This window comes from Commensalibacter sp. ESL0382 (genome assembly GCF_009725775.1).
GTDB classification, from domain to species: Bacteria; Pseudomonadota; Alphaproteobacteria; order Acetobacterales; family Acetobacteraceae; genus Commensalibacter; species Commensalibacter melissae.
Genome location: NZ_WNII01000009.1, coordinates 73,489 through 85,732 on the forward strand (window position 1 = coordinate 73,489; position 12,244 = coordinate 85,732).

General features: G+C 36.1%; 14 protein-coding genes. 7 read left to right on the forward strand and 7 right to left on the reverse strand.

Annotated features, from left to right (window positions below; translation table 11 throughout):
- Window positions 1–29: 29 nt before the first annotated feature.
- Entirely contained in the window at window positions 30–1,385 is a 1,356-nt protein-coding gene (gene glmM / locus GM552_RS03195) for a phosphoglucosamine mutase (protein WP_155565248.1), read from the forward strand.
- Window positions 1,386–1,394: 9 nt separating this feature from the next.
- Here glmM and GM552_RS03200 read toward each other — a convergent pair whose 3' ends face one another.
- Entirely contained in the window at window positions 1,395–2,090 is a 696-nt protein-coding gene (locus GM552_RS03200; protein ID WP_155565249.1) for a type 1 glutamine amidotransferase, read from the reverse strand.
- Between the two features lie 130 nt (window positions 2,091–2,220).
- On the reverse strand, window positions 2,221–2,757 hold the full coding sequence (locus GM552_RS03205) for a peroxiredoxin (RefSeq protein ID WP_110438811.1): 537 nt from the start codon (window positions 2,755–2,757) through the stop codon (window positions 2,221–2,223).
- Window positions 2,758–2,874: 117 nt separating this feature from the next.
- Between GM552_RS03205 and GM552_RS03210 the strand changes: the two genes are divergently transcribed.
- Entirely contained in the window at window positions 2,875–3,792 is a 918-nt protein-coding gene (locus tag GM552_RS03210) for a hydrogen peroxide-inducible genes activator (RefSeq protein ID WP_155565250.1), read from the forward strand.
- A gap of 86 nt (window positions 3,793–3,878) precedes the next feature.
- Window positions 3,879–4,004 carry a type B 50S ribosomal protein L36 gene (gene ykgO, locus GM552_RS03215; RefSeq protein ID WP_110438813.1) on the forward strand — a complete coding sequence of 42 codons (126 nt, stop codon included), beginning with the start codon at window positions 3,879–3,881 and terminating at the stop codon, window positions 4,002–4,004.
- 87 nt (window positions 4,005–4,091) lie between these two features.
- Here the strand turns inward: ykgO and GM552_RS03220 are convergent, their stop codons facing one another.
- From GM552_RS03220 to GM552_RS03235, 4 genes are all read right to left on the reverse strand, one after another.
- Window positions 4,092–4,832, reverse strand: a complete 741-nt coding sequence (locus GM552_RS03220) for an OmpA family protein (RefSeq protein ID WP_155565251.1) — start codon at window positions 4,830–4,832, stop codon at window positions 4,092–4,094.
- Window positions 4,833–4,891: 59 nt separating this feature from the next.
- Complete coding sequence (locus GM552_RS03225) at window positions 4,892–5,719, reverse strand: inositol monophosphatase family protein (protein WP_198184981.1); 828 nt, start codon at window positions 5,717–5,719, stop codon at window positions 4,892–4,894.
- 172 nt (window positions 5,720–5,891) lie between these two features.
- Window positions 5,892–6,458: an elongation factor P gene (gene efp, locus GM552_RS03230; protein WP_110438815.1), complete on the reverse strand. Its 567-nt coding sequence runs from the start codon at window positions 6,456–6,458 to the stop codon at window positions 5,892–5,894.
- A gap of 86 nt (window positions 6,459–6,544) precedes the next feature.
- Entirely contained in the window at window positions 6,545–7,576 is a 1,032-nt protein-coding gene (locus tag GM552_RS03235) for a lysine-2,3-aminomutase-like protein (RefSeq protein WP_155565253.1), read from the reverse strand.
- 105 nt (window positions 7,577–7,681) lie between these two features.
- Here GM552_RS03235 and epmA point away from each other — a divergent pair, with 105 nt between their 5' ends.
- Both epmA and GM552_RS03245 read left to right on the forward strand, forming a co-directional pair.
- Window positions 7,682–8,668 carry an EF-P lysine aminoacylase EpmA gene (gene epmA / locus GM552_RS03240; protein WP_155565254.1) on the forward strand — a complete coding sequence of 329 codons (987 nt, stop codon included), beginning with the start codon at window positions 7,682–7,684 and terminating at the stop codon, window positions 8,666–8,668.
- Between the two features lie 139 nt (window positions 8,669–8,807).
- On the forward strand, window positions 8,808–9,545 hold the full coding sequence (locus GM552_RS03245) for a fasciclin domain-containing protein (protein ID WP_110438818.1): 738 nt from the start codon (window positions 8,808–8,810) through the stop codon (window positions 9,543–9,545).
- Between the two features lie 508 nt (window positions 9,546–10,053).
- On the opposite strand, the gene thiE is transcribed toward GM552_RS03245, so the two are convergent.
- On the reverse strand, window positions 10,054–10,689 hold the full coding sequence (gene thiE / locus GM552_RS03250; RefSeq protein WP_155565255.1) for a thiamine phosphate synthase: 636 nt from the start codon (window positions 10,687–10,689) through the stop codon (window positions 10,054–10,056).
- A gap of 121 nt (window positions 10,690–10,810) precedes the next feature.
- On the opposite strand from thiE, the gene GM552_RS09045 reads away from it, so the two are divergent.
- Together GM552_RS09045 and GM552_RS03260 are read left to right on the forward strand one after the other, a co-directional pair.
- Entirely contained in the window at window positions 10,811–11,185 is a 375-nt protein-coding gene (locus tag GM552_RS09045) for a GtrA family protein (protein ID WP_196424105.1), read from the forward strand.
- 66 nt (window positions 11,186–11,251) lie between these two features.
- Window positions 11,252–12,208, forward strand: a complete 957-nt coding sequence (locus GM552_RS03260) for a glycosyltransferase family 2 protein (RefSeq protein WP_155565257.1) — start codon at window positions 11,252–11,254, stop codon at window positions 12,206–12,208.
- Window positions 12,209–12,244 lie beyond the last annotated feature (36 nt).

Consider the following 12,244-nt stretch of genomic DNA (forward strand, 5'->3'; position numbering starts at 1 on the left):
TGTTTTATTGTTTAACATGGGAAAAGTTAATGAAAAATCATAGATTACTTTTTGGAACAGATGGAATTCGTGGTACAGCCAATAGTGATCCTATGACGGTAGAAGTGGCACAGAAGCTTGGTCAAGCTGCAGGATTGATGTTCATGGCTGGAAAAGACCATAGAAGACATCAAGTTTTGATCGGCAAAGATACACGTTTATCAGGCTACATGATTGAAAGTGCCTTGGTTGCCGGTTTTTTATCGGCAGGAATGGATGTGATTCTGGTTGGTCCGATGCCTACGCCAGCGATCGCAATGTTGACTCGTTCCTTGCGTGCTGATCTTGGAGTTATGATTTCTGCATCACATAATCCATTCCAAGATAATGGAATAAAAATTTTTAATAGAGATGGATTTAAGCTTTCCGATGCACAGGAGCTTGAAATTGAAGCCATGATTAGATCTGATTTGTCAGGTCAATTGGCTGGTAATGAACATATTGGTCGGGCCGTACGTCTGGATGATGCGGCAGGTCGCTATATTGAGCATGCAAAGGCTTCTTTTCCCCGTGGGTGTCGCCTTGATGGTTTGAAAATCGTTATTGATTGTGCAAATGGTTCCGCTTATCATGTGGCCCCCAAGGCATTGTGGGAGTTGGGCGCAGAAGTTATATCGCTTGGATGTAAACCGAACGGTTTAAATATTAATAAAAATTGTGGCTCAACACATCCAGAAACGTTAATCTATTCTGTGTTGGAGCATAAGGCTGATTTGGGAATAGCCCTCGATGGTGATGCTGATCGTATGCTGTTGGTTGATGAAGAGGGCAAGCTTATCGATGGTGATCAGATTCTGGCTTTAATTGCATCTTCCTGGGATAAAAAAAAGATGCTCCAAAATCATTCAATTGTAGCGACAGTGATGTCCAATATGGGACTCGAGCAGTTTTTGAATGATACCGGAATTCAATTAACGAGAACCTGTGTAGGTGATCGTTATGTTGTTGAAAAGATGCGTCAACTTGGATGTAATGTTGGAGGGGAACAGTCTGGGCATATGATCCTTTCTGAATTTTCAACGACCGGTGATGGTCTTATTGCTGCATTGCAAGTATTGGCAGTTATTATTGAAGAGGGTAAAAAAGCAAGTGAAGTATGTAGAATGTTTATGCCGTTCCCTCAAAAGTTATATAATATTCGTTTTAACGGAAAAAACCCTTTAAATACTGAAGCAGTTAAAAAAGTCGTAAGGGATGCGGAATTGAAATTGGGTAAAGAGGGAAGGGTCCTTCTAAGGAAAAGTGGGACAGAACCCTTGATTCGTATTATGGTTGAGGCAAAGGATAATCAGCTTGTGGATCTTGTGTTACAGAAATTAAAACAAGTGATTGAAAATAATATCTAGGTATTGACTTTATGTAGTTAAATATGAAAGCAGGTTGTCTATTATTTGATGATTTATTGAATAATGTTCCTTTGGGACAGAAAGTATCTCTTTTATGCTTTGAACGAAAGGAGAGAGGGTTTTATCCTGATCATAACAATTTTCAATCATGTTTTGAATCATTGTTAAAGTCATTTCCGGATGGAACTGTAATCCAATTACATTATTCTTTATCATAAAGGCCTGATGTGGGCAACCTTGACTAAATGCGAGTAATTTGGCATGTGCTGGAATATCAAATTGTTCACCATGCCATAAAAATGTGACAAAATTTTCAGGCCATTTGATTTTCTTACGCTCCTTGGATTGAATTACCTGAATAGGAAACCAACCAATTTCTTTATGCTTAGCGATTGTAATATGGGCATTATAAATGTCAGCAATTAATTGAGCCCCCAAACAAATGCCTAGAGTTGGAATATTTTTATTTATTAAGTTTTTAATTAATTGTTTTTCTTTTGATAACCATTTATATTTTTTTTCATCATGGACACTCATGGGACCACCCATGATAATTAAAAGATTGATGTTATAGGAAAGAGGAATGTTTTTTTCATCCATTTCGTACAATTTCAAAATAATTGTTTCATATTGATGTATTTTTAGCCAATCAAGAATATAACCCGGTGTCTCAAAAGAAGCATGCTGCAAGATTAAAGCCTTCAAGATTGTTTCCTTTGGTATGAATGTTTATGTTAAAAATTTTGAAGAATTATAATAATATTATTAGCAAATTGAAATAAAAAAGCCTCTTGATATGAGATCAAGAGGCTTTGATAATTTATCAATGGATAAACTAAAGAGTTTTATCCCCTTTGTGCCAGCTGCAAGGACAAAGACCCCCGTTTTGCAAAGCATCAAGAATGCGAAGGAATTCTTCTGGATTGCGACCAACAGACAGGTCATTTGCACTGACGTGACGGATAATCCCTTCTGGATCAACAATATATGTCGCTCTTAAATCAACACCAGCTTCATAATGAAGAATACCTAATGCTGCAGAAAGTTCGCGCTTGTTGTCAGCCAGCATTGGAATCTTCAGATTTTTTAAAGTTTCATTATGAAGACGCCAGTTTAAATGAACATATTCAGAGTCAATCGATACACCGTAAACAGCAGTGTTACGTTCTGAAAATTCTGTTTCCATGTCGCTAAAAGCCGCGATTTCCGTTGGGCAAATGAATGTGAAATCCATAGGCCAAAAGAAAAATAATTTCCATTTACCCTTGTCGCTTTGATTATTGATCGTTATAAATTCTCCATTCAGTCCATCAGGACCAGCAGGAACAGTTGTAAGACTAAAAGATGGAAATTGATCACCAACAGTCAACATATTATTTTCTCCTAATAAAATAACATTATAAAATTTTTTTTGGTTCCTCTATTAATATGTGTAAAAAATGCTAATATTTCAAATGAAATATTTAGTAATGAATGATTGAAAAAAACGATGGAAGCACTCCCTTCGCCGCAACAATTACGTTATCTTATTGCATTGTCAGAATTACATCATTTTGGTCGTGCGGCAAATGCCTGCTCTGTTACACAGTCAACATTATCTGCAGGAATTTTAAGTTTAGAACGTCAGTTGAATGTCTCTATATTGGATAGAACAGCGGGAAAAAGGGTTGTATTTACACCATTGGGACAGGAAATAGCTGAACAAGCAAGAATTGCATTACAGGGTTTGGAAACGGTTCGTGAAATGGTAAGTTTTGCGCATGAACCACTTTCCTCTTCTTTGAGGCTTGGAATCATTCCCACAATTGCTCCTTATATTTTATCTTTTTTGGTTAGGGAAATTCGGAAAACCTATCCAAAACTAACTTTGACTATTCAGGAAGATATAACTGAAAATCTAATGGAAAAATTATTCATTGGATATCTCGATTTATTGATTATTGCAATGCCATGTTCCTGTGGAGGTGCGGATACCTATGCGCTTTATAAAGACAAATTCTATTTAATAACACCCAAGGATCATGTCTTAGCCTCTTTGGATAGGGTGTCATTACATCAGATTGATCCAAAAGAAATTATAATGTTGCAAGATGGTCATTGTTTACGCGATCAGACCATTGATATGTGTCGACAAAGTCAGACCATGAAAGCGGTCAACGATTTCAGCAACAATTTTGTCGCCTCTTCTCTGGATACGGTAATAAGTATGGTTGAAGTCGGTTTGGGAATTGCATTTATTCCCGAAATGGTTATTAGATCCGGTGTAATAGTAAACAAGGATGTAGCTGTCTGTTCTTTAGAGGGAAATCCAGCCTGGAGAACAATTGGCTTGGCCTGGCGTAGAAATTCATTGAGATCGGCAGAATTCAAGCAATTTGAAAAAGTTTTCCAAAAGCTTAAACTTTAGAAAATAATCGCTTTGCATTTGACATTTTTTAATTTTTCTTTATATAAAAAGGGACTTTTGTATTTATTGCCTGGGATGAATTAATTATGAAAATCAGAAATAGTTTACGTTCTGCGAAACTCCGCGATAAAGATTGTCGCATTGTTCGCCGTCATGGAAAAGTATATGTAATCAACAAGAAAAATCCGCGAATGAAAGCACGTCAAGGTTAGTTCTAAATTTGTTTTACTTTTTACAATCCTCTGTTTAAGAGGATTTTTTATAGAATATACAATTCAAACAATATGCGTTTAAAAAAGTTATTTTTTGTCTTTTACTAAATCTGAACGTACCATTTCAACATAATCTGGATTTGCATTTGTATTTGATTCCGGTATGCCTTTTGCAATCAAATAAATGCGAGTTGCCGGAATACCCTGATTAATTAAGACAGCACGTATAGTAAGCCCACGATTTAGGGCGTTTCTTCTTGGTGTAGATATATCATCAACAGTTCCATGACTATATGCATTAAGGTAAATCTGAACGTTAGGATTCCGCTTAAGTACATTAGCCATATCCATTACCGTTTTCATCATTATTTCGTTTAATTCAGATTCATCTCCCTTAAAATTAATGATGGTGTGTTGATCATTAACCACGACATTTCCTTGGGCTTTAGGATTAATCTTAGGCATGGCAGGAGAGGCTGGTGGATGTAAAGGTACGTTTATTTCTGGATCTCTAAAAACAGGGTTAGGAGGTGGGGAATTGGGAATTGGCGGGATGGCAGCTTGTGTTTGTTTTGGTTTTGACTGCGAAATTTTGGCAGGATTTGTTGGTTGTTTTGTGTGTTTGGAAATAGAAGTTGCTTTTTTATTTTTTGTCGATTTTGGTTGGATATTTTTTGCAGGACCTAGATTATTCAAGGCTGAATTATTGACACTAACCTGGGCAAAAATCATGTTATTCCAAGAGGAAAACAATACGGTTGAAAATATGGTCAAATAATAAAGATGCTTTTTTTTTAGTGCCGGTGCAGAAGATGATAAAAAAAACATTTGATGAATTCTCAACCTGTTAGAATAAAAGAATAACTAAAATTAATTATCATTTATTATCAAGGTTTGGAAATGTTTTCTAATATTGTTTCCCTAATTTTAGGAAAAAGCGCTGCATTTCCTGCAACAGTATTAACAGACATTTTTAGATCATCTAATGGATTTCCTTCAGGATCGGTTACATATCCGCCCGCTTCCTTGACCAGTAGAATTCCTGCGGCAACATCCCAGGGTTTTAAATCCATTTCCCAAAAACCTTCATAACGGCCTGCTGCGACCCATGCTAAATCAAGGGCAGCGGCACCATAGCGTCTTATGCCTGCAATTTTTGGCATGACTGATTTAAGGATTTTTACAAATTTTTCCTGTTTATTAATGTCGGAAATGGCAAAAGGAATGCCAGTGGCAAGTACAGCCTGAAACATGTCTCGTCGAGAGGAAACGCGAAGGCGACGTTCATTCAGAAAAGCGCCGACACCCTTTTCAGCCCAAAACATTTCATTGGCAACCGGGTTATAAATAACGCCGGCAACGATTTCAACCTGACCTTTATCATTACGTTTCTGAAGGCCTATGGAAATTGCCCAATGTGGAATTCCATGTAAAAAATTAGTTGTTCCATCAAGAGGATCAACAACCCAGCGCCAGTTCCAGTTATCTCCCCCTGAGGCACCGCTTTCTTCCATAAGAAAGGCATATCCAGGTCTCGCTTTACTGAGTTCTGTTTTAATAGTCGATTCGGCCTTTAGGTCTGCCTGTGATACGAAGTCCCCGGGACCTTTGACACTCACTTGCAACATCTCAACTTCATTAAAATCACGAAGAAGCGTGCGTGCAGCTTTTTGTGCTGCATTCTGCATTACGGTCATATGAGGGGAAAGTCGAATCGCCATTAATTTTTCCTAGAATTTACAAAAGGCATTTGAATTTTTCAGTTAGTATTTAACCTAACTTAATAATGCAAATTTAAAAAGATGTCTTTCTTAATTGACTAAGATTTGACATCTTTTCTTTAGATCAAAATAAAAATGGTTTAGGTTTAAAACTATAAAAAAAAGCCTAATTTTTTGCTCTTTCAACATAGCTGCCATCTTCTGTTCGTACAACGATTTTTTCTCCAGCCTCGATAAAAGGGGGAACCATTGTTTTTACACCATTGGATAACATGGCGGGCTTATAGGAAGAACTTGCTGTTTGACCTTTTACCACAGGTTCGGCCTCAACAATTTCCAAGGTTACCTGAGGGGGCAATGTGACGGAAATGGGATCGCCCTCAACCAAGTTGACTATGACCTTCATATTATCCTGCAGAAACGCAACCTGATCCCCAAGTATATCTTTTGGCAACATAAATTGTTCAAAAGTTTCCGGATCCATGAATACAAGATTATCACCATCTTCATAAGAGTAATTATATTCTTTGTCTTCGGTTAACAGACGTTCGACGGTATCGGCAGTACGCCAACGTTCATTGGTTTTGTTGCCTGTTTTAAGATCACGCATTTCGACTTGAATAAAGGCACCGCCTTTACCAGGTGTGATGATTTGCTGCTTAAGGACAGACCACCGACGTCCATCATGTTCAATAACCTGACCTGCACGGATTTGGTTTGCCTGTTGTTTCATAATACTCTCTGATGATTAAAATACTAAAAAGACGGTTTATTGTTCTTTTTATATAAAATGGACTAGGCGTTGCTGCAAGATATAATTTAAATTTTATGATTATGATTTTTAGGGTCAAGAATCGAGGATGGTTTTTCGGGATCATAATAGTCTGGTCCCAATGGAACTTTTCCATACCCTCCAGGAATATCAAGAACATAGGTAGGCCAAGCTATACCTGTAACGCGCCCTCTTAATGCACGAAGTAATTCCTGTCCATTATTAATGGGTACATAAAATCGATTGGTGCCAGGCGCTTTATCCAGCTGATGTAAATAATAGGGCTTTATCCGCCATTCAACAAAAGATCTCAATAGGTTTTCCAGCGTTTCAATATTATCATTCACATTTTTCAATAATACGGATTGGCTAAGAAGAGGTATCCCTCTCGAGAGCAAACTGCGAATGGCCTTGAATGCGTAAGGGGTGAATTCAGCTGGATGATTGGCATGAACGACGATCCATAGCGCCTTGTTTGTGTCCAGGCTTTCAATAAAGATTTTGTTCATAAGAGAGGGTGCGGAAAAGGGGACACGTGTATGAATCCGTATGGTTGAAACATGCGGTATGTTATTTATTTTTTGTATAATCAGTTTCATTCGGCGTGGCGAAAGAATAAAGGGGTCGCCCCCTGAAAGAATAACTTCACGAATTTTGGAATGTTTTTCAATCCATTGAAGTGCTGCAATCAATTCCCTGTCATTGAGTAAACCGTGATCTGGGCCAACATGTTCCCTGCGGAAACAGAAGCGGCAATAGACAGGACAAATCTGTAGAGGTTTCAATAATACACGGTCTTCATAACGATGAACAATCCCTTTGATTGGTGACAATGCTTCATCTCCAATGGGATCATGCATTTCATCTGGGGTAATTTTCAATTCATCAGGATGAGGAATGTATTGTAGACCGATTGGGTTGGGGGCATTCTTTTCAAAATCATGAATAAGATTCACCATTTCAGGAGAAATGGCGGTGGCATAAAACTGTTCCAATTCTTGCAGAGGTTTTCTAATGGTTTGATCAATTAGCCTGGAATCAATTAAATCCTGAACATTTCGAAGTGTTTTTGATGTCATGAATTTTTTCTTGCTTTGAAGAGGAAAGCTTTTATTTAATTTAAATTGTTACATATTTAAAGACATAAATAAATTTCTCAACATAATAAGGAACCCTGCAATATTATGTCTGATCTTAGAGTATCGATAGCCGATCGTTTACCTTTATTGAAACGTCGTCAATGGATCATGAAATCCATTCGCAGTTTTTTTGATGCTCGAGGATACATGGAAATTGAAACGCCTTATTTGGTCAAAACTCCTGGGGAGGAAGTCCATTTACATCCGTTTCATTCGGTATATGAAACTCCCCAAGGGGAAAAATACAATCTCTTTCTTCATACCAGTCCAGAATTTTCCATGAAGAAGATAATGGCAGAAATTCATCAGCCTATTTTTCAATTGGCACGGGTTTGGAGAAATCAGGAGGGAGGTAATATTCATTCATCAGAATTCACGATGTTGGAATGGTACAGACCAAACTGTTCCCTTGGTGATCTTATGGATGAATCAGAATTGCTGTTAAAGAGGTTATTGCCACCTTATATTGATTATAATCATTACAAGCTTGATTTTACCAAACCGTTTCAACGTCTGACAATTCAACAAGCCTTTGAGATTTATGTTGGTATTGACTTGCTTGATCTTCCTGAAGATGTTGCCTTATTGGCAAAGGCGGCAAAGGTTGATGCAAGGAATAATGAAACATGGGAAGATTTGTTCTTTCGTCTTCTATTGGAAAAAGTCGAACCGAATATAGGAAGACAAAATCCAACATTCCTGACCCATTGGCCTTTAAGCCAAGCAGCCCTGGCAAAAAAGGATCCCTTGGATCCGCGGGTGGCTTTGCGATTCGAATTATATGCAGGAGGTCTGGAACTGGCAAATGCATTTGAAGAATTGACCGATCCACTGGAGCAGAGAAAAAGATTTGTTTACGATCGTCAGCGTCGTTCTGAATTATATCCTGAAATGAAATATTGGGAGATGGATGAGGAATTATTGCTTTCACTTGAAAAATTACCTGTGTGTTCGGGAATTGCCATGGGTGTAGATCGATTGGTCATGTTGGCAACAGGTGTGACCAATATACAGAATATATTATGGGTATGAATAACGTAGTTTTATTGATAGAAATAAATGATTGAATGCTTGTCGAAATGTTTATTACAAGTTAAATCATAGAGATATTATGTCTAATGTTTATTAAACGCTGGCAAGAGTAAGAATTTAATATAAGGATTTTGACAGGATGAGACATTTAAACGGTGGTAATTGGGCTGATAAAAATTATTTAAAAAAAATTTCAATTCAAATTTGTGGTTTTATAGGACTACTCTCATTAGTTAATTGTTCCAATAGTGGTGTCCCCGAGCATGAACGAGAATGTCAATGGCATGGGAGCCCATCCTGGTATTGCCGTCATACTGCCAAAGTTGATACATATTATACGAAAGGGAGCACAAAACTTTATTTTATTCCTTCTTACAATAATGTTAAAGAATTTCCAGTGCCCAATATGCCTGTTTATGCTGACGAATCATTGGATCAAACAGTGAGAGCCTCTATCGTGTTGGCGGATTATACGGCGGCATTGCGGAAAACAGGTCTGTTATCGATTATTGAACGTCGGGGTCCCTATACGCTTTTTGCAGTACCAAATGCACCAATGGAAAAGCCTAAATTTTTTGTGAATGGTTCATTGATGGACGTTCAGAATGAATCTTATTTGAAAAGATTGATGGGGTATACAATAGTGTTTGGAAGTTATTCACCTGAATATCTTAAAAAACTGGTATTGCAACATAATGGAACTTACACTCTAACAACCTATTATAATGATCCATTATATATTTCCTTGGACGATACCAAACAGCAATTGATAGTTAAAAACAAGGTTGGAGAGAGAAATAAAATCTGGGTAAATGGTATTCCCCAGGCCAATGGTTTCATATATGTGACTCAGGATTTACTGAATGTTGTTCCATAATTGAAAGAAATTTTGTAAATCGCAATAAAAGGGATGAAAGTCATTTTCAAATATAGGTTCGTATTATTTTTCTTATATAGTTTTCCATATTTCTATCCCTTTCATTGCGTGGGCATACCAGAATCAAATCGATCGTGATATACGTTAAAAAATTAAACAGATAAAACATAATACTCGTTTAATCATTTTTGGCAAAAAACAGCAATTGATCAAGTTTCAGCATTGTATTTAGCAGTTCATAATTATGATTTCAGAAATGATTTAATCCGTATTGGATATTCTTCCTCTTAAAAAACTGGATGTTGCTTATGTCGGTATTATTAAAGAAAAAACAACGATTTTTTTAGTAACGCATGTGTACCTATAGATGGATACAAAGTTATCGATTCCCGTTTTAAAGCCTGTAGTAAAAACAAACCTAGTATTATCGTTTTAAGAAATTTTTTTTAGTTAATAATTTTATCCAAGATAATTGCAGATTTATTATTATTACCAATTATAGGAATGGTTATTCTTGCTCAGCCTCATTTATAGATTTTAACATTTCTTTGATTCCTTGGGCTGGACCTTCAGCATGTCCCCATACAGCATTTATAACAGCAAGAAAATCTGCGCCAGCCTTTACAAGGGGTTTGCAATTTTTAGGTGTAATGCCGCCAATTGCAACTACAGGAAGTTCCATTAATTCTGACCACCATTTTAAGAGTTCAACAGGAGTGCGAATTTCTGTATTTTTGGTTGGTGAAGGAAAAAAGGCGCCATAGGCAATATAATCAGCGCCGCTTTCACCAGCTTGCATTGCCAAGTCTTTACTGTCGTAACAGGAAACACCTAATTGTAAATGATCCCCAACAATTTGTCGGGCTTGTTGGATAGGCATATCTTCTATACCTATATGAACACCGTCACATTCAAATTTTTTTGCCAGATCTGGACGGTCATTAAGTATAAAAGCAATATCACGTTCCTGAACGACAGGTTTAAGAATTTCAATTGCTTGGCATATTTCAAGGTCCGTGACGTTTTTTAAGCGAAGTTGAACAGCTGCAATAGGTCCGGCTTCAAGGGCTTCAACGAGTAAGGGTTTAAATTTTTCTGGATTAAGTTGGGGTGGTGTTAATAGGTATAACTGGCAATTAGACATTATCTTGTTAATTCGATATTGGATTGTTTTTGATAAAAAGATAGGTTAGAACCTGTTTAATAAAAAGATATAGATATGTATAGAGAATAAATAATGTTCCATTTCTGTTTTAATGAAAATAATGTTGGTCACTTTTACTAAATATGTCGTTGTTGGAATAGCGAATACCCTATTAACTTTAGGTATTAGTTTTATTCTTATATATTTTAAAGTCAATTTGTATTTGGCTAATATTATTGGATATATTTTTGGATTTATTTTAAGTTTTATTTTAAATTCATTATTTACTTTTTCAGTACAATTGACTGTTTTAAGGTTTTCAAAATTTTTTATAACTTTTTTACTTTGTTATTTTTTAAACCTCTTAGGGATGAAAATATTCTTAGATTTTATTTTGATCTCTTCTAATTTAAAAGCCTATTTTGCCCAATTGATTGGAATGGTCGTTTATACTTTGAATAGTTTTTTTATTAATAAATTCTGGGTCATGAAATAAATAATACATTGATGTTATTGTATGAGAATGGAAGATAAAAGGGATTTTTATAAAGCGGGGTGAAATATGGACAAAGAAACAATTCCCTCATTAGCTCTGATCGTGCCTTGTTATAACGAATCGGAGATATTTAAACATAGTTTAAATATTTTAAAAAACTTTCTCAATTGCCTGGTTGAAGAAAAAAAAATCAGGGAAAATAGCTATATTCTTTTTATTGATGATGGAAGTGAAGATGATAGTTGGCAGCAAATTATACTGGCTTCACGTGAATTATCCTGTGTAAGAGGAATAAAATTATCCAGAAATTGTGGGCATCAAGTTGCACTGATAGCGGGTTTATCTTCGGTTGATACGGACATATGTATCAGTATCGATGCAGATTTGCAGGATGATATACAATGTATAGATAAAATGGTTGAAAAATATAAACAGGGATTTGAAATTGTTTATGGCGTCAGAAAGGATCGTTCCACGGATACTGTATTCAAAAGAGGAACCGCAATTTTATTTTATCAATTAATGGAAAAAATGGGGGTTGAACAAATTGCCAACCATGCGGATTATCGTCTGTTAAGTTATCGTGCTTTGCAGAGTCTGCTGAAATTCAAAGAACGTAATATATATATACGTGGTTTGATACCTTTACTTGGTTACAAACAAGCCAGGGTCTATTACACAAGAAGTGAACGTCTGGCGGGTGAATCAAAATATCCATTGAAGAAGATGTTGGGACTTGCACTAGAAGGGATTACCTCTTTTTCAATAATACCGTTGAGAATAATTTGTTTTATTGGATTTGTAACTTGTTTTATTTCACTAATTGCAATTGGCTATATATTGACTGAAAAAATGATGGGCTATGTTGTTCAGGGTTGGGCTTCTGTTCTTATATCAATCTTTTTTTTAGGTGGAATGCAACTTTTTTCTTTGGGAATTATAGGTGAATATATCGGAAAAATTTATATGGAAGTAAAAAAGCGTCCCAAATTTTTTATTGAAGATACTATAATGAAGGAATAATAAATTATTAATTAAAAAAAAGCGTTTTAATTATGT